The sequence below is a fragment of the Micromonospora sp. NPDC000121 genome, assembly GCF_042899165.1.
Lineage (GTDB): Bacteria > Actinomycetota > Actinomycetes > Mycobacteriales > Micromonosporaceae > Micromonospora.
Window position 1 is genome coordinate 152,135 of record NZ_JBIAZP010000009.1, and the last position, 21,661, is coordinate 173,795.

At 72.3% G+C, this 21,661-nt stretch carries 25 protein-coding genes; 13 read left to right on the plus strand and 12 right to left on the minus strand.

The window, feature by feature from the left end; translation table 11 throughout:
* Window positions 1–17 precede the first annotated feature (17 nt).
* A complete protein-coding gene (locus ACFY23_RS23970) occupies window positions 18–968 on the minus strand; it encodes a helix-turn-helix domain-containing protein (RefSeq protein ID WP_387051273.1) in 951 nt (316 codons plus the stop codon).
* Between the two features lie 319 nt (window positions 969–1,287).
* Between ACFY23_RS23970 and ACFY23_RS23975 the strand changes: the two genes are divergently transcribed.
* The gene (locus ACFY23_RS23975) at window positions 1,288–1,587 is read left to right on the plus strand and encodes a hypothetical protein (protein WP_350677158.1); all 300 of its coding nucleotides are present in this window, start codon (window positions 1,288–1,290) and stop codon (window positions 1,585–1,587) included.
* A gap of 185 nt (window positions 1,588–1,772) precedes the next feature.
* Here the strand turns inward: ACFY23_RS23975 and ACFY23_RS23980 are convergent, their stop codons facing one another.
* A complete protein-coding gene (locus tag ACFY23_RS23980; RefSeq protein ID WP_350677161.1) occupies window positions 1,773–2,264 on the minus strand; it encodes a hypothetical protein in 492 nt (163 codons plus the stop codon).
* Between the two features lie 193 nt (window positions 2,265–2,457).
* Here ACFY23_RS23980 and ACFY23_RS23985 point away from each other — a divergent pair, with 193 nt between their 5' ends.
* Together ACFY23_RS23985 and ACFY23_RS23990 are read left to right on the plus strand one after the other, a co-directional pair.
* Window positions 2,458–2,925 (plus strand): hypothetical protein, encoded by a 468-nt coding sequence (locus ACFY23_RS23985; protein ID WP_350677163.1) that lies wholly within the window; start codon window positions 2,458–2,460, stop codon window positions 2,923–2,925.
* A gap of 8 nt (window positions 2,926–2,933) precedes the next feature.
* The gene (locus tag ACFY23_RS23990; protein WP_350677165.1) at window positions 2,934–3,566 is read left to right on the plus strand and encodes a hypothetical protein; all 633 of its coding nucleotides are present in this window, start codon (window positions 2,934–2,936) and stop codon (window positions 3,564–3,566) included.
* A gap of 24 nt (window positions 3,567–3,590) precedes the next feature.
* On the opposite strand, the gene ACFY23_RS23995 is transcribed toward ACFY23_RS23990, so the two are convergent.
* The gene (locus ACFY23_RS23995; RefSeq protein WP_350677167.1) at window positions 3,591–4,388 is read right to left on the minus strand and encodes a DJ-1/PfpI family protein; all 798 of its coding nucleotides are present in this window, start codon (window positions 4,386–4,388) and stop codon (window positions 3,591–3,593) included.
* Window positions 4,389–4,621: 233 nt separating this feature from the next.
* Here ACFY23_RS23995 and ACFY23_RS24000 point away from each other — a divergent pair, with 233 nt between their 5' ends.
* The gene (locus ACFY23_RS24000) at window positions 4,622–5,611 is read left to right on the plus strand and encodes a helix-turn-helix domain-containing protein (RefSeq protein WP_350677169.1); all 990 of its coding nucleotides are present in this window, start codon (window positions 4,622–4,624) and stop codon (window positions 5,609–5,611) included.
* Window positions 5,612–5,750: 139 nt separating this feature from the next.
* On the opposite strand, the gene ACFY23_RS24005 is transcribed toward ACFY23_RS24000, so the two are convergent.
* Window positions 5,751–6,764, minus strand: a complete 1,014-nt coding sequence (locus tag ACFY23_RS24005) for a LacI family DNA-binding transcriptional regulator (RefSeq protein ID WP_350677172.1) — start codon at window positions 6,762–6,764, stop codon at window positions 5,751–5,753.
* A gap of 114 nt (window positions 6,765–6,878) precedes the next feature.
* Between ACFY23_RS24005 and ACFY23_RS24010 the strand changes: the two genes are divergently transcribed.
* The 5 genes from ACFY23_RS24010 to ACFY23_RS24030 all read left to right on the plus strand — a co-directional run bounded on the left by ACFY23_RS24010 (window position 6,879) and on the right by ACFY23_RS24030 (window position 11,216).
* A complete protein-coding gene (locus ACFY23_RS24010; RefSeq protein WP_350677175.1) occupies window positions 6,879–7,463 on the plus strand; it encodes a CGNR zinc finger domain-containing protein in 585 nt (194 codons plus the stop codon).
* Between the two features lie 133 nt (window positions 7,464–7,596).
* Complete coding sequence (locus ACFY23_RS24015) at window positions 7,597–8,133, plus strand: hypothetical protein (protein WP_350677177.1); 537 nt, start codon at window positions 7,597–7,599, stop codon at window positions 8,131–8,133.
* A 16-nt stretch (window positions 8,134–8,149) separates the two neighbouring features.
* A complete protein-coding gene (locus ACFY23_RS24020) occupies window positions 8,150–9,235 on the plus strand; it encodes a hypothetical protein (protein WP_350819318.1) in 1,086 nt (361 codons plus the stop codon).
* Between the two features lie 113 nt (window positions 9,236–9,348).
* The gene (locus ACFY23_RS24025) at window positions 9,349–10,089 is read left to right on the plus strand and encodes a helix-turn-helix transcriptional regulator (protein ID WP_350677182.1); all 741 of its coding nucleotides are present in this window, start codon (window positions 9,349–9,351) and stop codon (window positions 10,087–10,089) included.
* A gap of 47 nt (window positions 10,090–10,136) precedes the next feature.
* Window positions 10,137–11,216 (plus strand): NAD(P)/FAD-dependent oxidoreductase, encoded by a 1,080-nt coding sequence (locus tag ACFY23_RS24030; RefSeq protein WP_350677184.1) that lies wholly within the window; start codon window positions 10,137–10,139, stop codon window positions 11,214–11,216.
* Window positions 11,217–11,383: 167 nt separating this feature from the next.
* Here ACFY23_RS24030 and ACFY23_RS24035 read toward each other — a convergent pair whose 3' ends face one another.
* From ACFY23_RS24035 to ACFY23_RS24055, 5 genes are all read right to left on the minus strand, one after another.
* Entirely contained in the window at window positions 11,384–11,974 is a 591-nt protein-coding gene (locus tag ACFY23_RS24035; RefSeq protein WP_350677186.1) for an ATP/GTP-binding protein, read from the minus strand.
* On the minus strand, window positions 11,955–12,281 hold the full coding sequence (locus ACFY23_RS24040; RefSeq protein WP_350677188.1) for a DUF742 domain-containing protein: 327 nt from the start codon (window positions 12,279–12,281) through the stop codon (window positions 11,955–11,957). The genes ACFY23_RS24035 and ACFY23_RS24040 overlap by 20 nt, the downstream gene beginning before the upstream one ends.
* 69 nt (window positions 12,282–12,350) lie before the next feature.
* Complete coding sequence (locus ACFY23_RS24045; RefSeq protein WP_350677190.1) at window positions 12,351–12,773, minus strand: roadblock/LC7 domain-containing protein; 423 nt, start codon at window positions 12,771–12,773, stop codon at window positions 12,351–12,353.
* A complete protein-coding gene (locus tag ACFY23_RS24050; protein ID WP_350677192.1) occupies window positions 12,766–15,132 on the minus strand; it encodes a nitrate- and nitrite sensing domain-containing protein in 2,367 nt (788 codons plus the stop codon). The genes ACFY23_RS24045 and ACFY23_RS24050 overlap by 8 nt, the downstream gene beginning before the upstream one ends.
* A gap of 346 nt (window positions 15,133–15,478) precedes the next feature.
* The gene (locus ACFY23_RS24055) at window positions 15,479–15,922 is read right to left on the minus strand and encodes a hypothetical protein (protein WP_350677194.1); all 444 of its coding nucleotides are present in this window, start codon (window positions 15,920–15,922) and stop codon (window positions 15,479–15,481) included.
* On the opposite strand from ACFY23_RS24055, the gene ACFY23_RS24060 reads away from it, so the two are divergent.
* The 3 genes from ACFY23_RS24060 (at window position 15,908) to ACFY23_RS24070 (ending at window position 16,837) form a co-directional block, all read left to right on the plus strand.
* Window positions 15,908–16,387 carry a DUF2975 domain-containing protein gene (locus ACFY23_RS24060; protein WP_350677196.1) on the plus strand — a complete coding sequence of 160 codons (480 nt, stop codon included), beginning with the start codon at window positions 15,908–15,910 and terminating at the stop codon, window positions 16,385–16,387. The two genes, ACFY23_RS24055 and ACFY23_RS24060, sit on opposite strands and share 15 nt — an antisense overlap.
* Window positions 16,387–16,593 (plus strand): helix-turn-helix transcriptional regulator, encoded by a 207-nt coding sequence (locus tag ACFY23_RS24065; RefSeq protein WP_184690149.1) that lies wholly within the window; start codon window positions 16,387–16,389, stop codon window positions 16,591–16,593. Before ACFY23_RS24060 ends, ACFY23_RS24065 begins: the two co-directional genes overlap by 1 nt.
* An 88-nt stretch (window positions 16,594–16,681) precedes the next feature.
* Entirely contained in the window at window positions 16,682–16,837 is a 156-nt protein-coding gene (locus ACFY23_RS24070) for a hypothetical protein (protein ID WP_350677198.1), read from the plus strand.
* Between the two features lie 45 nt (window positions 16,838–16,882).
* Here ACFY23_RS24070 and ACFY23_RS24075 read toward each other — a convergent pair whose 3' ends face one another.
* Window positions 16,883–18,103 (minus strand): MFS transporter, encoded by a 1,221-nt coding sequence (locus ACFY23_RS24075; RefSeq protein ID WP_350677200.1) that lies wholly within the window; start codon window positions 18,101–18,103, stop codon window positions 16,883–16,885.
* Between the two features lie 384 nt (window positions 18,104–18,487).
* Here ACFY23_RS24075 and ACFY23_RS24080 point away from each other — a divergent pair, with 384 nt between their 5' ends.
* The gene (locus ACFY23_RS24080; RefSeq protein ID WP_350677201.1) at window positions 18,488–18,805 is read left to right on the plus strand and encodes a hypothetical protein; all 318 of its coding nucleotides are present in this window, start codon (window positions 18,488–18,490) and stop codon (window positions 18,803–18,805) included.
* Window positions 18,806–18,941: 136 nt separating this feature from the next.
* Here ACFY23_RS24080 and ACFY23_RS24085 read toward each other — a convergent pair whose 3' ends face one another.
* Both ACFY23_RS24085 and ACFY23_RS24090 read right to left on the minus strand, forming a co-directional pair.
* Window positions 18,942–19,634 carry a hypothetical protein gene (locus tag ACFY23_RS24085; RefSeq protein ID WP_350677203.1) on the minus strand — a complete coding sequence of 231 codons (693 nt, stop codon included), beginning with the start codon at window positions 19,632–19,634 and terminating at the stop codon, window positions 18,942–18,944.
* A gap of 76 nt (window positions 19,635–19,710) precedes the next feature.
* Complete coding sequence (locus tag ACFY23_RS24090) at window positions 19,711–21,414, minus strand: tetratricopeptide repeat protein (RefSeq protein WP_350677205.1); 1,704 nt, start codon at window positions 21,412–21,414, stop codon at window positions 19,711–19,713.
* Window positions 21,415–21,661 lie beyond the last annotated feature (247 nt).

The window sequence follows — 21,661 nt, forward strand, 5'->3', positions numbered from 1 at the left end:
CCGCTCTCCGGGCCCGGTCAGGGCGAGATGAGCCCCGACCGGGCGGCGTACCAGGCCAACTGCATGCGGCTGTCGGTCCCGGCCAGCTTCATCAGCCGCTGGATCCGGCGCTGCACCGTCCGTTCGCTGGTCCCGAGCCGGCTGGCCACCGTCTTGTCCGGCATCCCGGAGAGCAGGTACGTCAGCAGCGCGACGTCGACGTCGTCCCACGCGGGAGACCCCTCGGCGAGACCCGTGGCGGTGAGCCGCAACGGCGTGGCCGCCTGCCAGACCCGCTCGAAGAGCGCCACCAGCAGGTGCACCAGCGCCTGACCTCGTACCAGGAGGAATCCGGGATGGACGCTCGTCTGGTCGGGCAGCATCGGCAGCAGCACCGTCTCCCGGTCCACAATGATCATCTTGCTGGGCAGCTCGGCGGCGATCCTGATCTCGTACCCGCTCTTGAGGAACCTGCCGATCTCGGCGGGGGTCCGCGGATCGTCGAGGGCGGCGCGTTCGTACACGTACCGGTAGGCGGGCACGTCGGTGGAGACCTCGAGCTCGCCGTCCAGCACGTACGGAGGCCGGAAGAACGCCATGATCTCCCGCTTGGCACCCCGCTCCATGTTGTCGATCCAGGTGGCGAGCTCCTCCGGCGTGGTGAGCGCCTCCACCTCACCCACGGTGGAGCTCGCCCCGGTCCGGTACACCTGTACCAGTTCTCCCAGCCTGCCCTGGACCTGTTGCAGTGCGGCCTGACGCTGGACGATGAGGGTGCCGAGCCCGACGTCGGGCGGTACGACGGTGTGCAGGCCGCCGTCGTCAACGGTGACCAGGCCGAGCGCGACCAGTCGCGCCATCGCGGCCGTCACCGCCGGCGCCGCCATCTGCAACGCCTCCGTGAGATCCGCGGCGGTCGCCCGGCGGCGGCGCAGCAGTTCCACGTAGACGGCTTCGTCCTTCTCGCCGATTCCGAGCCCACGCAGCATTCTCATCCCACTTCCCGCCCCTGCCATCGGGGTGCCGGCCACGTAAGGACCAGCCGCAGTATTGCCCTGACTCCACCGGGCCGTCTAGATCATTCGCCCGCCACCCCACCCTTTCTCCACCCCGCCGGCGAACTGGGAGCCGCACTCCGGCCGCGACCGGCCGTGCGCGGATCCGCTGCGGAAGCCGTCAGGCGTCTGGTAGGGCGCCCTGCCTGGTCCCCGTCCGGGAGGCTGGACGGTCTGCGACTGTGACGAGGAGATGCGACCTTGACACGCCTTGAACGATGGGGCGCATGAGCCCGAGTGACCTGGAGTCTGTGTGACCACCGTGCGCCTCGTGATCGTGGTCCTCAGCCTCGCCATGATCGGTTTCGGTGTCCGCGTCGCCGTGTCGCGCCGGGTTCCCGTGGCCTGGGTGCGGGTCGCGCGCCTGACGGCGAGGCAGCGGTCCCAACCCGTCCGCATGGGCGTGGGTCAGGCGCTGCTCGGCGCGTGCCTGCTGGTCCAGCAGGCGCCGTTTCTCATCCCCATGCCCCATTCGGTGGGAGTCGCCCTGCTCGTGGTGTCGCTGCTCCTTGCCCTGACTGCGGTGGGCTGGTTCGCCGTGCCTCGACGCTAGGCGTCACCTGACCGGTTGGCCGATCGCGCCACGGGCTGGTCCTGGCTCACGCGGCGGCCTGTTGGCGCGTGCGTCCAGGGGCGGTGAGAGCGCCGGCCTCCTCCCACAGGAGGAGGCCGGCGCTCTTGTCCGACGTCCCGGTCGCTGCTGGGCAGGTCCAGGTCAGACAGGGGTGGTCGGCGGGCTCAGCCTCCGCAGCCGGTGCTGATGTCGAATTCGGTGATGATCCAGCCGTCGTCCTGCTTCTTCCAGGTCACTGCGGCGAAGTTCCCCTGGAAGCCGCCGTTCGGGTCCGGCGGGCAGGCCTCCAGCATCGCGAAGAACTGGTTGGGGTACTCGACCTTGCCGTACATCGTGGGCCCCCACTCCTTCGGCGGCGGACCTGACTGCTGGCTGGCGAAGGAGTCCACCACGCCCTCGCAGGTCGTGCCCTCAGCGTCCTTCCATCGCCTCATCTCCCCGATGAACCTGTCCGCGGCGTCCGGAGTCATCAGTGAGCACACCCGCTGCGAGTCGGCGGCGTAGATGGCCTTCATGATCGCTGCGTACGAGTCTTCCGGGGACTTCGGGATGCCGGTGCCGCTGTCGTCACCAGTTTCGGCCTGGCCGCCACCGCAGGCGGACAGCAGCGCGACGGCGACGAGCGGCAGCGCGACCCTTGCAACGCGAAGACGCAAGAGGGGTTCTCCTTCGTAGTGCGTGATGATGCGGGGACGCGGGCATGCCCGCCGTGCGCCCGCCGACGCGAACCAAGCCCAAGATCATATTGCAATGATCTTGCAGGTTCGCCGCCGCGTCACCCGTCGAGCTTCGCGTTGACGTGGCCTACGGGCGGACCCACAGGTCGATGCGGCGGGCTGGCTCCGTCAGGTGGGCCAGGGCAGACCCACCACAGACGGCGCCCCGCTGGGCGGGGCGCTCATCGTGGTCGGCGGCAGCGGCCTGGGTGCCAGCACGATCCTCGGGGTCGGCGCCCTCGTTCTGCATGGCACCGCCTGGTTCGGCGGCGGCGACGTATCCGCCCAGGATCTGACCTTCGACATCGCCGGAGCCGTCACCATCGGCCTCGGAAGGCTGATGCGGCCGGCCCTTGAGGGCCTCGACGACGTCACTCGCGGCATGCACGAGGCGTTCTTCGACGGAAGCTGGCAGTCGTCGGCGAACTCCATGCAGCAGGAGGACATCGCCAACCACGTCGACGACTACTGGCAGGACGGCTGGTACGACATCCCGGCCGCCATGGAGCGGGCGTGGAGCCTGGGCGGGGGCGAGGACGACGCCGCACAGCGGGAGAAGGCGGAACGGTTGCAGGAGGCGAAGAAGGCGGTGGCCCACTAGTGCTCCCGGTGACCGAGACGGCGCCGCCCGCGCTGCCCCGCGTCGGATTCGCCGTGCCCTCCTGGTTCCACGCGATGCCGCTGCACCCCGACCCCGACCAGCGCCGGCAGGCTCTGTTCGAGCTCGCCGCCCGGTTCCTACCCGAGGGAGACCCCGACCAGCGTCGGTCCCTGGCCGCACTGTACGACCGGCAGGTCGTCGAGCTGAGCCGCTACCCGCTGCTCTACTACGGGTTCAGCTGCCTGGTGGCCGACGGCAAGGCCAGCGTGTCGTCCCTGCTGGTCGCTCTGGAGCCCGCGGAGCAGTTGGACGTGAACCTCGCTGCGGACCGGCTGGCCACGCAGTTCGAACGCGCGGCGGGGCCGTACCAGCGGGTGGAGCGACGTATCCTGCCGTGTGGTCCGGCGGTGGTCGTGCTGGCCGGGTCCGGCGCGCCGATCCCCACGCGGCTCGGCGCGCAGCCGGAACCGACAGTCGTCCCGGTCGCCAACGTCCAGGCGGTCGTGCCCCTGCCCGACGCGCCGTACCTACTGGTCCTACGCCTCACCACCCCGAGCCTCGCCGACTGGGCCGAGTACTGCCGGGTGATGGTCTCGATCCTGCGCAGTATCCGGTTCGAACAGCGCGATCCGGCGCCCTGACCGGCCCGCTTCCCCAGACCCGGGTCAGCGGGCGCCGGAATTCCTGAGCAGCCGCAGTGCCAGGCTGGTCAGCTCCGGACCGGCCTTGTCGGGGCTGCCCGTGTCGAACGGCGGTTGAGGGTCGTATTCCACGACCAGTTGTAGGGCCTGTGCGATCCGGTCACCGGCGAGCTTGGCGGCGAGATGCAGTGACATGTCGATCCCAGCGGACATGCCGGCCGCGGTGATGATCCGACCTGCCTCGACGAAGCGGCTCGGGACGAACGTCGCGCCGAACTGGGCGAGTTCGGTCTTGAGCGCCCAGTACGTGGTGGCCGGCAGCCCGCGCAACAGGCCGGCCGCGCCCAGCACCAGGGATCCGGTACAGACCGAGACGGTCCACGTCGTGTGCCGATGGACCCGCTGGATCCAGCGGATCGTCTCGGGGTCCGCCTGCACGTCGCGGACGTTTCCCCCGGGCACCAGCAGCACGTCGGCCGTGCGCACCTGGCTCAGCGTGTGGTCCACGCCGAGCGTGAGCACCCCGGTGTCCGTCCGCACCCGGCCGGACTCCCTGCCGACGGTCACCACCTCGGCGCCCGGGATCCGGCACAGCACCTCGCACGGGCCGATCGCGTCCACCGCCGTGACTCCGTCGAAGAGCAGGATCGCGATGCGCAGCTTCCGGGCCGGGCCGGTGGAGCCGCTGCGCTGCCCGGCCGAGGCCGAGGCCGGGGCGGCCGGGCCGGACGTGACCAGGCCCGTGCCGGCCAGCCCCATGCCCGCCCCGCCAGCGGCCGCGGCCCGCAGAACCGTCCGTCGGCTGACGTCCATCGTCAACATTCATGACCTCCTCATGGCTCGGCCTGGACCGATCGAGTACGTCCCCGGCTGATGTCCGTGCATGTGGCACTGGTCGGCCCGGTCACCGCCGCGGTTCCCGGTTCTGTGCGACTGGTCCGGATCCGAGGGGATCCGGTCCGCATCAGGCGTGCCCGCTGCCGCTGCCGGCCTACGGGACGGCGCGAGTAAGCCCGGTCCGGGAACCAGCCGGCCGGCGCATCGGACCTGTGGGTATGGCGGCTGATGACGGGCGTGAGGTGGTCCTCGTCGTGCACGACGGTGCGGTCCTCCTGGACGTGGCGGGACCGCTCCAGGTCCTGAACGGCTCCGGCGGCTACCGGATGCGGCTCGTGTCGCCCGACGGGCGGCCGGTGCGTACCGATGTCGGCGTGTGGATCGGGGTCGACCTGGCACTGCCCGAGGTCCGTACGCCGGTCGACACGCTGATGGTTGCGGGCTGTCCGACGACGGCCGGCAACCGCCCACCCACCACGGTGGTCGAACAGGTACGGCGGATCGGCCGGTCGGCGCGGCGGGTGGCGTCTTTCCGTACGGGGGCGTTGGTGTTGGCCGAGGCGGGCCTGCTGGAGGGCCGGCGGGCGAGGACCCACTGGGCCGTCTGCGGCGATCCGGCGGCACGGTTCCCTGGCGTCGCGGTGCGACCTGATGCCGTCTGGGTCCGCGACGGCCCGCACCTGACCTCGGCCGGGATGACCGCGGGCATCGACCTCGCGCTCGCCCTCGTGGCCGAGGACCTCGGCGTCGACCGGGCGCGCACGGTCGCCAGACACCTGGCCGGGTCTGTCCACCGGCCCGGTGGCCGGGCGCAACGTGACTCGGCCGGCGTCGGGCCCGCGCCGGCCGGGCCGGTCCTGCGCCGGGTGCTCGACGCGGTCGAGACGCAACCGTCGGCCGAACACACCCTCGCCACCATGGCGGCCCGCGCGGCGGTCAGCGAGCGCCAGCTGACCCGGCTGTTCCGCCGCGAGACCGGCACCACCCCGGCCCGGTACGTCGAACTGATCCGGGTGCACGCGGCCCGGGCCCTCCTCGAAGCCGGAGATGCCGGCGTCACCTCCATCGCTCGTCTCTGTGGTTTCGGCTCGGCCGAAACGATGCGTCGGGCCTTCCTGAGGGTCGCCGGCGTCACCCCGGCCACGTACCGTCGTCGGTTCCGTGGGCAGGAGGCGCACGAGGCAGCCGTACGGCGGCGGCAGCCGTGACCGGCACGCGGGTTTCCGTCCCCCTCCGGCGGGCCGCGAATCCGACGGACGCGCGACGTCTCGTCGGGGTCGCAGGCCGGTCGGAGCCTGGTCCGCTGCTCGACCCGACGTCCCGGTCCCCGTTCGCGGGCAGACCGGGTCAGCACGAGGCGCGGACCGCGCCGGGCCGGTCGGCCCTCCGCGTACTCGCCCGGGGCAGCAGGGTGTGGGGGGCCACCACGTCGACCGGGGCGGCGTCCGGCGCGGCGATGCGGGCGACCAGCCGGGCCACGGCCTGGCGGGCGACGAACCCGGTGTCGGCGGAGACGGTGCTGAGCGCCGGACGCGCCCACCGCCCCTCCTCGCTGCCGCCGACCCCGATGACCGCGAGGTCGTCCGGGACGCGTACGCCGGCGTCGAACGCGGCGCACAGGGTGCCGATCGCCAGGGAGTCCGAGGCACAGAAGACGGCGTCCGGGCGTTGGTGTCGGGCCAGCAGCGTACGGGCGGCCCGGTAGCCGTCGGCGCGCTGATGGGAGGGTGCCCGGAGGAGGTGGCCGGGGAGCGGGGCGAGGCCCGCGGCGCGGAGGGCGTCGGCGTACCCCTGGATGCCCGGCGGTGTCGGGGACGGCTCGCCCGGTCCGGCGTCGATGGCGGCGATGCGCCGCCGGCCGGTGCCCAGGAGGTGTGCCGTGGCGTCGCGGCCGGCACGGATGTGGTCGATGCCGACCCGGTCCACGTGACCGCCGGCGGCGGGCCGGCCGAGCCGGACGAGGGGCAGCCCGCCGACGCCCGGCGCGGCCGGGAGGTCGGCGAGCAGGAGGCAGCCGTCGACCGGCAACGGAGGGTTCGCGGTGCCGGGGCGCCCGGGGCCGGAGCCGATCGCGTTGACGACGACGCGGTAGCCGTGCCCTGCTGCGGCGTGGACGACCGCCCGCGCGAGCACGCCGATCCCGGGCAGGTCCGCCTCCGACACGATCAGGGCGAGCATCCCGGTCCGCCCGGTCCGCAGGGTCCGGGCGGAGCGGTTCGGACGGTAGTCCAGCGCCTCGACGGCGGCCTCGACGCGGCGGCGCATCCCGGCGCTGACGTGCGGGTGGCCGTTCACCACGTTGGAGACCGTCTTCACCGACACCTGGGCCAACCGCGCCACGTCGCGGAGCGTGTTGGGCATCGGGCCTTCCCCGCCTTCGTCGCGTTCCTGCTACACCAGCGAAACCCCTTTGATGGTGTACGGGCAGAGTGACACCTGTCAAGGAATTACGCTGGTGTGAGCCGAGGGGGTGCGATGAGCGAGGAGGACGTGATCCCGCCCGCCGCCCGTCTGCTCCGGGACTTCGTCAACACGTTCGAACCGCAGACCGACGAGGAGTCGCTCACCGCCCCCGACCGGCTCCGGGACTGGTTCGCCGAACGGCGGCTGCTCCGCCCCGACGCTCGGCTGCGGGCGGCCGACCTCGCCGTCGCCGTGACCGTCCGCGAGGGCCTGCGCGCGGTGCTGCTCGGCCACGCCGGCCATCCGGCCGACCCCGCCGCGCTGCACCGACTCGACCAGGCACTGGCCGGGGTACCGGTGCGGATGACCTTCACCGACCGCGGTCACCGCCTCGTCGCCGCCCGCGACGCCGCCCTCGACCACGCTCTGGCAGCCCTGCTGGACGCCGTCCGGCAGTGCGGAGCGGAGCAGAGCTGGACGAGGTTGAAGGTGTGCGCCCGGGACACCTGCCGCTGGGCGTACTACGACGCCTCCCGGAACCAGGCCCGCCGCTGGTGCTCCATGGCCGGCTGCGGCAACTACGTCAAGATGCGCCGGGCGTACGCCGCACGCACCACACGCAGGAGGAAGGCCGCCCACGGAACGCCCACACACTGAGCCGTCGCACCCGAACGCCCGCGCCCGGGCCGCACCCCTGGTCGCGCTCGACGGACCGATTCCTCCGAAACAGCCCCTGTAGCTGCCGTGACGCGGGAAAGTCGGCGAAGAGTCGCGGGCCGAAGGGGGACTGGTGCGATCGACCCGGCGCCGGCTGGTGGCCCTCCTCGGGGTCGCCGCGGTGGTCCCGCTGGCCGAGGTGCTCGTGCTCATGCCGAGCGGGTTCGCCACGGCAGAGGGGCTCGCCCCGCAGGCCTCGGCGGTCTGGCCGTACGACTCCTACCACGACATGCGCTGGCTGCTGGTCTACCACAACACCTGGCTGACGTTCTGGGCCGGGCTGCTGGGCGTGATCCTGCTGCGCGGGGTGCTGACCGCGGCGCTGGTCGGCCTCGCCTGGCCGGCACGCGTTCCACGGCCGCCGTACCGGGCGCTGGTGCGGCGCAACCTCGAAGTGGCGGCGCTGGGCGCGGTTCTCGTCCTGCCGTTCGCCGCGTACTCGGTCGCGGCGTCGGTGGCCTCGCTGTCCTGGTTCCTGTTCGCCTCGCTGATCCCGATGATGCTGCTCGCTCCCTTCCTGCAGCGGATGTCGGTGGGCCGAGGCCTGTGGCGGGGGCTGCCCTCGGCCGAGCTGGTGGCCTGGTCGCTGCTCGACTTCGTGGTGATCTAGTGTGGCCGGTGGGCTGGTGTGGAGCGCTCCCCAGCTCCTGGCGCCGTTCGTCGCCGCGGCCGCCGGCGCGGTCAACGGCCTGCTGTGGAACCGGACGGTGCGGGCGGCCGTCCTCCAGAAACGGGTACGGTGGCGGCGGGTGCCGGTGGTGCCGGTCGTGGTGGTGCTGGCCCTGGCCATCCCCCTGACAGCGCAGGCGCTCTTCGAGTCCCGCCGGCAGGCGACCCCCTTCACGCCGCCGATCCTCGGCCGGCCGCTGCCCGAGCGGGTGCCGTACGCGGTGGTCCTGCTCGCCGGCCACAACTCCGACTACGACGGCCGGCCCGCGGCGGATCCGAACGTGGAGCGGTTCTCCTACGCCGGCCTGGACGCGGGCGGGCGCCCGCTGCCGTACGGGCCGAGGGCCACCCATCGGTCACTGAGGTCCAGCTCCCAACTGCTCGCCCGCCAGGTCGAGGCGGTACACCGGCGTACCGGACGGCCGGTCGCCCTGGTCGCGCAGAGCGAGGGGGTGATGGTGGCCCGCACCTACCTGCGGGACCTGCCCGGCTCTCCGGTGCGGGCGCTGGCGATGTTCAGCCCGCTGGTCCGCACCGCGCGGACGTACTACCCGCCGCCGGACGCCAGCACCGGCTGGGGGCTGGCGACCGGGTGGGTGTTGCGGGCGATGTTCCACGTGACGACCATCGGCAGCGAGGCGGCCAGCACGCCGGACGAGCCGTTCATCCGCTCGCTGCTCGACGAGGCGCCCTTCTACCGCTACCAGACTCTGTGCCCCGTCCAGGGCGTACGGGTGATCGCCTTCCTGCCGACGGTGACCGCAGCCGAGGCCCCACCGGGTCAGTTGATCCATATCCCGGTCGTGGAGGTGCTGACCTTCCACGGCAAGATCATCGAACGAACGGACGCCAACGAGGACCTGCTCGACTTCCTCGCCGGTGCGGACGTCGACCGCCGGCGCAGCGAGTTCGGCCTGCTCCAGCGGCTGGTGGCGGCCTGGCACGCGCCCGCCCTCGCCATCGAGCTGAATCCGGTGTGGCGACCCACCGCGCCACCCGGCAGCCCCTTCGCACCGAGCCGGTTCTGCGGTCCGGTCAGATGAACGTGACCGTCAGCGGTCGGCAGCCGCGCGTACGCTCGCTGCGGTGACGAGGCCCGGCGACCGCGGTCCCGTGCCGGCGACGCCCAGGGAGCAGGAAGCAGGGAACGGGCGAGTTGAACGCGACGTGGCGGGGGTGGGTGGGGCTGGCGCCGGGCCGGATCTACTACCGCGGCGAGATCGGTGCGGCCGGGACGCATTCGCACCACGCGGTGCAACTGCTCGTCGCCCGGGACACCGCCCTGGTGCTCCGTGGTGCCGACGGCACCGACCATTCCTGCCGCGCGGCGCTGATTCCGGCCAACACCGCGCACGCCATCGTCCAGGGCGCGGCGGACGGCCTGCTCGCGTTGATCGACCCGGTGTCCAGTCTCGGCCGGCTGCTTGATCGCGGCGAAGGGCGGTCCGCTTCGGCCGCGCAGTGGCGGCTCGATCCATATCCACTGCCTCCGGGCGACGCCTCGTCGACGGACGCGATCGACGCGGTGATCCGGTCCGCGGCGCGCGGTGAGATCCCGACCGCGCGCCCGCGACACCCTGCCGTGGCCGAGGCGGTGAAACTGGTTCCCGCCCTGCTGCCCGGCAGGGTCGCGCTCGACGAGGTGGCGCGAGCCGTGCACCTGTCGCCGAGCAGGCTGTCGCACCTGTTCCGGCAGGAGCTGGGGCTGCCGTTCCGTGCCTACGTGCGGTGGGAACGGCTGCGCACCGCCCTGCTGTTGTTGTCGTCGGGCGGGTCCCTGACGCAGGCCGCCCACGAGGCCGGCTTCGCCGACTCCTCCCACCTGACCAGGGTGTTCCGAAGCATGTTCGGGCTGGCGCCGTCCGAGCTGCTGCGCGGGGTGCGGTGGGACGGTTAGCAGGTTCGTCCAAGCCCTGGACCGTCACGCCGGGGAATCGTGGTGTCGTGACAGAAATTCTCATCATCGGTGCGGGCCAGGCCGGTCTCGCCGCGGGGTACGAGCTGCGCCGCGCCGGATTCGACATCCTCCTGCTGGACGCGGGAACGCGGGTCGGGGACACGTGGCGAAACCGTTGGGACTCGCTGCGGCTGTTCACCCCGGCGCGGCACAGCGCCCTGCCCGGCCTGCCCTTCCCCGCTCCGCCCGGCCACTATCCCAGCAAGGACGAGGTGGCCGACTACCTGGCGGCCTATGCCGAACACCACGCTCTGCCCGTCGAGCACGGCGCGGCCGTACGGCTGCTGCGGCGGACCTCCGAGGGTGCCTTCGAGGCCGTCACGGCCGACGGGGTCCGCACGGCGCGGGCGGTGGTCGTGGCGACCGGCCCCTTCCAGGTCCCTCATGTCCCGGCGCTGGGCGGTGCCCTGGCCGCGGAACTGTTCCAGGTGCACAGCGCCCACTACCGGCGCCCCGCCGACCTTCCCGACGGCCCGGTCCTGGTGGTTGGGGGCGGCAACTCCGGCGTGCAGATCGCCGCCGAGCTGGCGGCATCGCGCTCCGTCACGTTGTCGCTCGGGACGCGGCAGCCGGTCCTTCCGCAGCGCCCCCTCGGCGTCGACATCTTCACCTGGCTGGAGGCCCTCGGGGCGGTACAGGCGCCCGCCGAGGGCTGGCTGGGGCGGCGGATCCGGGCGCGGGACCCCCTGATCGGGAGCGGTCCGCGCACCCTGCGGCGACGGGGTGTCCGCGTTGTCGGTCGGGTCACCGGCGCGCGGGGCCGGACTCTGCGGACGGCGGACGGACAGGAGCTGACGCCCTCCGTCGTGGTCTGGGCGACGGGCTTCCGCGCCGACTTCGGCTGGCTGTGGGTGCCGGGCGCCGTCGACCCGGCCGACGGGCTGCCCGTCCACGTCGACGGCGTGAGCCCGGTACCCGGCCTGTACTACGTCGGCCTGCCGTTCCAGCGCAACAGGGGATCCGCGTTGCTCGGCTGGGTCGGCCAGGACGCCGCCGTGGTCAGCCGCCTGCTGCGCGCGTCCACAGCCTCGGAGGCGCGGGATGCCCGGCATGCGGACCGGCTGTAACGGAATCCGGCTCGGCGCCGCGCTGAGGAGGGGCCGGCGTTGCCGAGCCGGTTCCTGGCCGGGGTGGGCACCTCCCGAACAGGGTCGCCCAACCCACCCCGGCCACCTCCGCAGGTGCGGTCCCCACATGGCAGCGGCCGGCCGCGGTGCCGCTGCGGACGGGACGCTCAGTGAGCGTGGGCCTTGGCGGTGAGCACGTGGGTGACCAGGGTGGTGAGCACGTACTTGGTCGACTCCCGGTCCCGCGCGTCACAGAGAACGACCGGGACGGAGGGCGGCAGCTCCAGCGCGTCGGAAACCTCTTCCGGCAGATATCTGGGTGCGCCTTCGAAACAGTTCACGGCGACCACGAAGGGCGTGCCGCGCTGCTCGAAGTAGTCGATCACGGGAAACGAGTCGGGCAGCCGGCGGGTGTCCGCGAGAACGATCGCACCGAGCGCGCCGAGCGTCAGCTCGTCCCACATGAACCAGAACCGGTCCTGACCCGGGGTGCCGAACAGGTACAGCGCGAGTCGCGGACTCAGCGTGATGCGCCCGAAGTCCATGGCGACGGTGGTGGTTCGCTTGGCTTCGACGCCGGCGGTCGAGTCGACCCCGACCGAGCGGTCGCTGAGCGTCTCCTCCGTGCGGAACGGGCGCACCTCGCTGACCGAGCCGACCAGCGTCGTCTTGCCGCTGCCGAACCCGCCCGCGACGAGGATCTTCAGCGAGGCTGGCTCCTGCGGCGTGGCCCGGGTGTCAGAGTCTCTGAAGACCATCGAGCAGTTCCTCCAGAAGATGCACACTGGCCTGCAGTGCGCCGTGGTTCGGCGGGCGAATGGTGATCAACTCCAACTCGTGGAGATCGGCGAGCAGCACGCGGAGCACGCCCAGGGGCAGGTCGAGGTCGGCGCCGATCTCGACCACCGCGGTCGGCCGCGCGCACAACCGCAGGATCGCGACGTGCTCCGGACCGAGAAGCTGGATGGCGGCGGGATGGACGTTGACGGCGGCGATCACGGTGAGCAGATCCAGCGAGATCTTCGCGGTGTGGGTCCTGCCCGAGGTCACGCCGTAGAGTCGCACCAAGGGCCCCGCCTCGTCGTCAAGCCACTCGTTGCCTCCCGACGACCTCCGCCATGCCGCCATCAGGGGTCACCGGGTCTCGTACGCAGCGCTCTGGTGCCTCGGAAGGGTCGCCATGTGCTCACCCATCCGGCGTACCAGCATCGACATCTCATAGGCGATCAGCCCCGCGTCCGCGTCGGGCTCGGCCACGACGGCCAGCCGGGCCCCGGCGCCGGCGGCCGTCACGAACAGGAAGCCGCGGGTCAGGTCCACCACCGTCCGGCGCACCTCACCGCAGTCGAAATGATCGCCCGCGCCGTTGGCGAGGCTGTGGAAGCCCGCCGCGACGGCACTGAGGTGGTCGGCGTCGTTGCGGTCCAGATTTCTGGTACGCGCCACGAGGAGGCCGTCGCTGGACAGGATGACTGCGTGCCGGACGGCGGGGGCGCGGTTCGCGAAGCCGTCCAGCAGCCAGGCAAGGCCGCCAGCGTCCGCAGCCGACTCAGTCATTCTGATCACTCTCCCGTGCGGGTGTTGACGACGGCGCGCCGAAATTCACGCCGGCGTCATTATCGGACCTCAGGTTTTCGGGGCGCAGCCCGTCCCAGCCCAGCTGGATGGCGGACATCATTGACCGGACCTCGTCGGGGTTGCGGTCATGCACCGGTTCGGGCTGTGCGGGGGCGGCCCCCGCACGGCTGGATCTGGCCCCCGGGTACGCAGGGGGGGCTGCCTGGCGGGAGCGGCGGGGCAGCGCCGGCCGGTCGGCGTCGGGCATGACCTCCACCGGATTGCGCCGCACCGGCGGCAGGTTCAGCGCGGGCAGGTCCAGTGTGGGCAGGTCCAGCGAGCGCAGGTCCAGCGCCGGTCTCGTCGGCGCGTCCAGCTCCGACCGGCCTGCCACCGGCGCGGCGGGCTGGCGCGGCGCCTCGGCAGGAGGGCGGTTGGTGGCGAACGCGTCCCGTTGCGCGTGGTCGACCCCGTTGAGCCGGCCGGCCGGCACACGCTCCAGCGGGGGGTCGGCGTTGACCTCGGCGAGCAGGGTGGGCGGCAGCAGCACGATCGCCGTGGTACCGCCGTAGGGCGAGCCGCGCAGCGAGACGCGGATGCCCTGCCGAGCGGCGAGCTGACCGACGACGAACAGGCCGAGCTGGCTTCCGTCCGACAGGTCGAATTCAGGCGGATCCGCGAGCTGCGAGTTCAGCTCCGACATCGTGGCTTCGCTCATGCTCACACCGGCGTCCTCGACCTCGACCACGAAGCCGTTGGCTGCCCTCATGCCCCGCACCTGCACCTGCGTGTCGGCGGGCGAGTAGAGTGCCGCGTTCTCGATCAGCTCGGCGAGCAGGTGAATGAGGTCGGCGACGACCGGGCCGACGATGCCTACCGACGGCGGCACGTGCACGTTGATCCGCGGGTAGTCCTCCACCTCGGTGACCGCCGCGCGCACCACGTCCTGCAGCGGCACCGGGTTGCTCCAACCCCGGCCCGGCGCCTCACCGGACAGAATGATCAGGCTTTCGGCGTGGCGGCGCATTCTGGTGGCCAGGTGGTCCAGCGAGAACAACTGCGCGAGCTGATCAGGGTCGCTGTTCTGCCGCTCGATCTCATCCAGCAGCTTCAGTTGGCGGTGCAGGAGCGTCTGGTTGCGTCGAGCCAGGTTGACGAACACCCGGGACACGCCCTGCCGGAGCTTCGCCTCGCCGCTGGCCGCCTCGACGGCGACCCGATGGACCCGGTCGAACGAGCCGCCCAGGTCGTCGAGTTCCTTGGTGCGTGGCCGTTCGGCGGCCCGGCCCCTGGTGAGCTCGTCGGGGTTGACGTCCGTGCCGGCGCGGAGCCGCTGCACCAGTTGCGGCAACCGTACGGTCGCGACGTCGTCCATCCGGTTGCGCAGCAGGGTGCTCTCCCGGATCAGGGTCCGGCCGGTGCGAATCGACACGGTCACCAGCGCGAAGACGCCGAGCAGACCGAACCCGGTGGCGATGGCGGCCCGAATCAGGGCCCAGCGCGCGACCGGCTCGGCGCTGGTGCCCCACACGTTGGCGGTCCTCAACTCGAAGGCGTGCACCTCATCGAGCACGGCCTTCGTCGCGGCGTCCCACTCCGCCGCGGTGACCCCGATGCGGGTGCCGGGCCGCGTCTGGGCAACGGTCTCCTCCAGCGCGCGCAGCCGACTCATCGCCTCGCTGCTCGCGATCCTGTTGTACTCCGCCGAGACCTCGGCGGGCAGGTTGGGCAGCGCCGTGGCGTACGTGCCGTTGACCGCGCCGATGTTGGTGACCAGGGCGTACCAGGCGTCGCGGGTCATGACCCCGGCGGCGATCGCGGCGGACACCCGGGCGTCCACCTCCTGCAGCAGCGCCCGGGCGCGGGCGAGGCGGGACAACGCCTCACCGAAACTGTGCACCCCCTTGTCGTCCACATTCGTGAGGGAGTTCAGAACGCGAATGCCGTTGTCGATGGCGGCGTTGTAGTACGCGAAAACCTGCGCCGGTTCTGCCGTTCCGCTGTCGATCGCGGAGCGCTGACGGGGCAATTCCCCGAGGCGGCCAAGCAATTCCCGCGCCAACGGACTGGTGGATCCCTCGCCGATTTCGCCGATTACGTCAATCGCGTCGTTGCGGTACTTGTCGGCGGCCTGATCCGTGACGGCGCGCGCTTCTTCGAGCGCGGATCGGCCCGTTCCACGGTTTGCCAGATACACCACCGACGCCTTGCGTTCCGCACTTAACGCGGCATCCAGCGCGTCGGTGGGTACGCCGATTTCCAGGTTCCGCTGCTGGCTCTGGCTGGTCGACACCGCACTGGGAACGGTGAGATACATGCCGAAGGCCCACAGCGGCAGGAGCGTCGCGAACGCCACCACCAGCAGCGACCAGATCTGAAAACGTACCGAGCGCCGGCGGAGGCGCCGCCTGTCGCCGCCCGACCGAGGCATATCCGACCCGGGGGCGCCCGTCGGTGTCCGAGGGCGCGCAGATTCATCAAGCAACGGTCCGAGCCCCCGTGGTGGGGTAGCCGGACGGCATACGCCGTTCGGCCCGGAGACGATAGATCAACACGGGAAGAGCATAAGGGGCTGTCAAGGCCTGAACAATACGACCGAGAGTAGCCGTGGAGGCCGGAAACGGTTACATAGATCCTGATCTGGCGGAGCGTTAATGTGCCACGTGTGCTGACGCGCTCGCAGGGGCGCGGGTATTCAGAATAGGTCACACGGAGCCTTCTTCCGGAAGCTGATTCCTGTTTCCGCCATCGAAACCCAGGCGGCCCAAGTCGGCACGAATCGGCCGGGCGGACAGGTAACGGGTGCCGCGGAGTGTGAGCCCGGTGGGTGGTGGACACGGGTTCCCGGCGAGGCCGCCTGCCGGCATCGCGCTCTCGCCGTCCTTACCGGACTTCGGCGGGGTGGCCGGATCGACGTCCGGATCGACGGCGAGTGCGCGGGCCAGCCTGGTCACGCCCGCCTCGTCCGCGTCGACCCCGATGACGACCGGCGGCGCGTTCCAGCCCGGCCCGTAGCGCTCGGCGACCATGTCGTACGCCTGGCGCTGGGTGCTCCCGGTGGGCTGGATGCCGTCGTCCCGCGGTAGATCGTCGAACCGATTGACAATCGATAGGTTGCGAGCGATAGTCGATGCATGTTTGCCGAGCATCGAGCGGTCGCCCCGCTCAGAGTCTTCCTCGTGTTGCTGTTCGGAATCCTGGTTCTGTTCCAGACCATGTCGCTGCCCGGGCAGTTCGCGCACATGGCCAAGGAGTCCCCGGACCTCGCCTACCTCAGGTGGCCGATGACTGCCATCACGGTGTTCTGGGTGCTGTGCATCCAGGTGGTGATCGTGGCGACCTGGAAGTTGCTCACTCTGGTCAAGAACGACCGCATCTTCAGCGACGCCTCCATGGGCTGGGTGAATGCGATCGTGTGGGCGATCGTCGCCGCCTGGGTGGTGCTGCTGGGCGTGTTTCTCTACGTCGGTTTCAGAGCGACAGATCCCGGCCTGCCGCTCCTGCTGTTCCTGATGTTGGTGGGAGTCGCCGTGCTGGGGCTGCTGATGGTGGTGATGCGTGCGCTGCTGCGGCAGGCCACGACGCTGCGTACCGACATGGAGGCGGTGATCTGATGCCCATCGTCGTCCGCATCGACGTCGAACTGGCGAAACGCAAAATGAGCGTCGGTGAGTTCGCCGAGCGCGTCGGGCTCACGCCGGCGAACGTGGCCGTGCTGAAGAACGGTCGCGCCAAGGCTGTCCGCTTCAGCACCCTGGAGGCCATGTGCCGGGTGCTCGAATGCCAGCCCGGTGACCTGCTCGAGTGGGTCGAGGAATGACGGGCACGCCACGCACTGAGCACGTCGACGACGTCCACCCGCGCACCGGCAGGGTCGGCCGCGGGCCCAGCCTCAGACAGGAGATCCGATGAAGTACTTCCTCGCCCTCGTCGTCGTCGCGCTCGGCGTCGCCGGCATCGTGCACGGGGAGGCCGACGACTCCCCGGGCCTCCAGCTCATGGGCGCCGTGCTCGTCGTCGGCGCGATCGCGTTCGGCGTGCGGAGCGTCCGACGCAGCAGGTAGCAGGACGGCCCGTCCCCCGCCCCGCACCCGGTCGCGAGCCATCCCTCAGGCTCGGCGCGCGGCGCGGATCCTCGCCAGAATGCCCACCAGTGCCACTGCTGCGGCGGCCTGTGAGATCGCCACGGCCACCATCAGGCTCGCCGCGGAGTGTTCGTACAGTCCTCCCGCGGCAGCGCCGCCGGCCAGGGCACCCGCACCCTGCACGGCGGCGAACACCCCGTACGCCGTGGCCCGGCGCGCGCCGGGCACGAGATCGGCCACCAGGGCCTTGACGGTGGAGTCCTGCACACCCACGGCGGCACCCCAGACCAGCACGCCGGCCACCGCCAGCAGCGGGCCTCCGCCGAACGTCAGTACGGGCACGGCGGCAACCAGCGCGGGAAGCGCCACCAGCACCCACGGGCCGGCCCGGTCGTAGATCAGGCCGGTCACCAGCGCGGCGAGCGCAGCCGCGCCCATCGCCGCCGCGTACAGCAGCGGCACCGCGGCGGTCGCGACGACGCCGGCGCGTACGAGGTGGAAACCGATCAGCCCGAACGTCACCAGGCCCGCGGTGCACAGCGCCATCGCCGCCGCGAACCAGTGGAAGCGGGCCGGCAGCGACACCCGGCCCGCGGGACCGGCCGGCGGGCGCGGTGCGGCCTCGTCCGGCGGCGCGTGGGCCGGTACGGGGGCGGCCGCCCGGGCCCGCACGACGACCAGCAGCAGCATGGTGACGGCCCCGGGGATGGCAAGTGCGGCCAGCCCCGGCCACAGCGTGCCCGCGGCCAGCGCGACGACTCCGGCGACGAGCAACGGACCCGCGAAGGCGCCGATCTGGTCCAGTGCCTTGTGCACGCCCAGGCCCCGACCCAATCCCACATGTGTGGCGGCGTCGGCGAGCAGGGCCGACTTGGCGGGGCTGCGAATCGCCTTGCCCAGCCGTTCGGCGACGATCAGTGCCGCGGCGACGGCCATGCCGGCGCCACCCAGCAGCGGGGTGACGGCGAGCAGCGGCACGCAGATCGCGGTCAACGCGTACCCGAGGATCGTCAGCGACCAGTAGCGGCGTGTCCGATCCGCCAGCGGCCCGGAAACCAGGCGCAGCAGCAACGCCGCGGCCTCACCGGCCCCGGTCACCAGCCCGACCGCGACCGCCGAGGCGCCCAGCGAGGCCAGCAGCGGACCGTACACCGAACGGGCGCCCTCGTACACCATGTCCCCGGCGAGGCTGATCACGCCGAACCCGACGACGACCCGCCACGGCGACCACGCACGCCCGGCCACGTCGGACGTGCCACCGACCCTGCCCCGCCGCCGCCGGCGTCGACTCGACACCCGACCCGCCATTCGACCTCCCCTCGCCGATCGCCGTCGAGAACCGCGCGGGGCCGAAGCCCGCGGCCGTCCGGCGCGATCCACCACGGTTGTGGATACCAGTTGGACCCGGGACTGTTGTCACCGGCTGTGCCAGGACGGCGGTTGCGGCTACGGGGAGGGCCCGGTCGTCGGCGCTCCGCTGTTGGGCGGGCCTCGTCGCGCCGATCGGATGGGCCCACCGGCACGCACCGGGCGCCGCGTTCCCTTGTCCTGGTGAGGTCGGCGCGGGCCGGCCGGACGCGACAGCGGCGTGACAGCGGCGCGACAGCGACGATCAATACCTTCGTCGGCATGAGTATTTCCAAGATCATCCGCCGCCTCGCCCTCGGTGCGGCCACCACGTCGATGGCCGTGGGCGGCCTGGTCGGCGTCGCGAGCCCGGCCTCCGCCGGCGTCCACCAACCGCCGGCGGGCTGCTTCGCCGAGATGGGCTGGTACTACGGCATCGCCCGGTGCAACTACGGCATGCCCGCGTTCCAGGTGCTCGTGCGGTGCAGCGACGGCACCTACCGGACCGGGCCGTGGCTGCAGCCGGGCCCGACCTGGTCGCAGGCCAACTGCAACCACCCGCTGTGGGTCACCGACGTGTGGGTCAACCCGGCCGACTGACGGTGCCGTGCGACGCCGCGGAGGCCCGAACCCCTCTTCAGGGCCTCCGCGGCGTCGACCTGTCGCCGGGGCGTGTCTCCCGATCCGGTCCGCGGTCGGCCGCCCGGGCCAGGCGGGACCCGGCCGGCTCCGGTGGTCAGGAGAGACGCTCGATCGTCGCGGGGACCAGGCCGTGCCAGCGGGCCACGTCGGTGACCTGGCGCAGCACCCAGCGTAGGCCGTCACCACCGGCCGGGTCGGACGTCACGTCGATGCTCCAGGCGACACCGCCGACACGGCGGAGCTGCCAGACGTGGTTCGTGTCGTTGACCCGCAGCCGGCCGGTGCCGACCACGCCAGGATCGCTCACGTCCGGGCCCGAGGCGGCGCCGAGCCGCAGCAACGCCGACAGGCGGGCTATCGCGTCACCGTCCGGTTCGCCGGCGAAGAGCACCCGGTGCACCGCCGGGCCGGCGCCCAGCCGCAGCGGCGTACCGGCCCCCAGCGGGACGTCGTCGCTGAACTGCCGGCGCAGCGCGTCCTCGTCCGGCAGCGCCCCGCCGCCGAGCCGGCCGTACGCCGCCTCCGCCCCGGGGCGGTTGACGGCCGCCAACCGGGAACGCAGGCGTGGGTCGGTGCGGACCGTCCGCACGAACGTGGCCGAACTCCGCCAGCCGGCGTCCGCCGTCCAGCAGGCGCTGCGCAGCCGTACGGCCGACAGGTCGTCGCCCAGCACGAACTCCTCGACCAGCAGCCCCGCCCCCGCCGCGTCATCCCCGCCGGTCGGGTGCAGCAGGTAGTAGTGGAGCATCGCAGTGCTCGCGGGCAGCGTCGGCGTCACCGGGTTCATCCCGGGACGATACTGCCTGATCAGGCCGCGCGGTCGACGGGCTCGTCGGTTTCGCCGGTACCGCCTCGGCCGGCGGTCACCGGGGCATGGCGCGCCGGCAGCGGGCCAGCTCCGCGCGGAGGTCGCGTCGCAGCGACCGGTCCAGGTCGGGTTGGGTGAGCGCGTGGGTGAAGTCGCGGGCGGCTTCTTCCCACCGTCCCAGCCGCATCAGCGCCGTGCCGCGGTTGTAGCGGGGGACAGGTGCCGCCGACAGCGCCACCGCCTGGTCCAGGTCGGCCAGGGCGGCGGGCACGTCACCGCGTTCGAACCGGATCGCGGCACGGTTCGTCCACGCCTCGACCAGCTCCGGATCCCCGGCCAGCGCCTGGCTGAGCAGGTGGTCGGCCTCGGCGAGGCTGCCGCGCTCAGAGCGGATCAGGCCGAGGGTGCACAGCAGCGCGGGCTCCTGCGGGGCGAGCGCCAGCCCGGCCCGCGCGTCCGTCTCGGCCTGTGCGAACGCGGCGCGTCGGACGTGCAGGTTGACCAGGGCGATCCGGGCGTCGAGGTGCCCGGGGTCGATTGCCAGCACGCGCTCCAGGTCGTCGCGCGCCCGTTCGGCGCGGCCCCGCTCCTGTTGGAGCATGGCCCGGTTGTAGTACGCCTCGGGCAGGTGCGGCCCCAGGCGGATCGCGGTGTCGTAGTCCCTGATCGCGGCCCGTGGCCGCCCCGCCGCCCGGTGCAGGGCAGCCCGGTCCACGTAGTACTCGCAGTTGTCGGGGTCGTGGGCGATCACGGTGTCGAGGTCCGTCAGGGCCTGCGCCGGATCGCCCAGGGCGAGGTGCACCTGCGCCCGGTTGTGGCGTAGCCGGGCCAGGTCCTGCGGGCGCTCGCCGGGGGCGAGCACCGCGGTCAGCCGGGCCAGCCCGTCGTCGATCAGCCGTAGCGCGGAGGCGGGATCGCCCTCCCTGCTGTCCAGCAGGGCCAGGCCCTGCTCGTAGAAGACGGTGGACAGCACCCGCTGCCGCGGGTCGGGCAGCCCGGCGGCGAGGTGGAGCGCCTCCTCCAGCCAGTGCCGCGCCCGCGCCGGGTCCTGCTCGGCGGCCGGCAGGTGCCGGGCGTACAGCATGGCGGTGGCGTACGCGGCCGACATCGTGATCCTGGGGTCGTCGGTGGCGGCGCGGGCCTCGTGGTAGAGGTCGAGGGCTTCGGTGGCCCGGTCCAGCGCCGCCAGGGCGGTGGCCAGGCCGGTGGTGAACGCCCACCAGTGCCGCAGGTCGCCGTCCGGGGTCACCGTGGCGCGTCCGCGTCGGGCGGTGCGGGCCGCGTGGTGGTAGAAGCCGCGGGCCAGGCTGTCGCCCAGGGCCGTGCGCATCGCCTTCGGCGTCGGGGCGGCCGTTGCCGGCTGGCGGGGGCCGCTGTCGTGCGGGTCGAGGCGCACGGGGGATGGCCCGAGCCGGCGGGTCAGCACGTCCAGTAGCTCGCGGGTGGTTTCGTCGGCGCTCCCGACGTGGGTGAACCGCACCGTGACCGGGCGGCGGAGCCGGTCCGCCCAGGCCGCCACGAACTCGGCCGCGCCGTAGGCCAGGTAGGCGGTGCGTCGGGCGGGATGGAACCGGATCGGCTCCTCCTCGGCGGCCGGTCGTGCCGTGCCGTCCAGTCGGGGAGCGATGGCGTGCAGCGCGACCCTGTGGCGGGATGCCAGGCGCGGGCGGTCGGCGGCGACGCGGCCGAGGAAGGCCGCGACCCCGGCGTACGGCCCGTGGTCGCGGTGGCAGTCGTAGCCGTCCGGCTCGTCGGTCACGGCCGGGCCGGTCGCCGCAGGGGCGGGCGCCCTGGAGCGCCCGCCGTGTCGGCTGCTACCAGCACCACTCGATCCAGAGTCGGCGGGCACCGGACAGCAGGCGCAGCGAACTCTTGCGGCGGACGGTCATCTTCCTCACGAGGCGCCTCCACTGTGGATCACTACAGGACGGCTCAGAGCCTAATCGAGATCCATGTAAATATGAAGATGGCTCGCGATGGTGGTGACTGCGGCAAGCCCTTCTGTC

Coding starts and splice junctions, on each gene's coding strand:
- ACFY23_RS24035 (WP_350677186.1), bottom strand. CDS start 11,974: ATGGTCTTCAGAGACTCTGACACCCGGGCCACGCCGCAGGAGCCAGCC.
- ACFY23_RS24070 (WP_350677198.1), top strand. CDS start 16,682: ATGAAGTACTTCCTCGCCCTCGTCGTCGTCGCGCTCGGCGTCGCCGGC.
- ACFY23_RS24010 (WP_350677175.1), top strand. CDS start 6,879: ATGAGCGAGGAGGACGTGATCCCGCCCGCCGCCCGTCTGCTCCGGGAC.
- ACFY23_RS24060 (WP_350677196.1), top strand. CDS start 15,908: ATGTTTGCCGAGCATCGAGCGGTCGCCCCGCTCAGAGTCTTCCTCGTG.
- ACFY23_RS24045 (WP_350677190.1), bottom strand. CDS start 12,773: ATGACTGAGTCGGCTGCGGACGCTGGCGGCCTTGCCTGGCTGCTGGAC.
- ACFY23_RS24055 (WP_350677194.1), bottom strand. CDS start 15,922: ATGCTCGGCAAACATGCATCGACTATCGCTCGCAACCTATCGATTGTC.
- ACFY23_RS24085 (WP_350677203.1), bottom strand. CDS start 19,634: ATGAACCCGGTGACGCCGACGCTGCCCGCGAGCACTGCGATGCTCCAC.
- ACFY23_RS24080 (WP_350677201.1), top strand. CDS start 18,488: ATGAGTATTTCCAAGATCATCCGCCGCCTCGCCCTCGGTGCGGCCACC.
- ACFY23_RS23970 (WP_387051273.1), bottom strand. CDS start 968: ATGCTGCGTGGGCTCGGAATCGGCGAGAAGGACGAAGCCGTCTACGTG.
- ACFY23_RS24000 (WP_350677169.1), top strand. CDS start 4,622: ATGGCGGCTGATGACGGGCGTGAGGTGGTCCTCGTCGTGCACGACGGT.
- ACFY23_RS23995 (WP_350677167.1), bottom strand. CDS start 4,388: ATGTTGACGATGGACGTCAGCCGACGGACGGTTCTGCGGGCCGCGGCC.
- ACFY23_RS24065 (WP_184690149.1), top strand. CDS start 16,387: ATGCCCATCGTCGTCCGCATCGACGTCGAACTGGCGAAACGCAAAATG.
- ACFY23_RS24005 (WP_350677172.1), bottom strand. CDS start 6,764: ATGCCCAACACGCTCCGCGACGTGGCGCGGTTGGCCCAGGTGTCGGTG.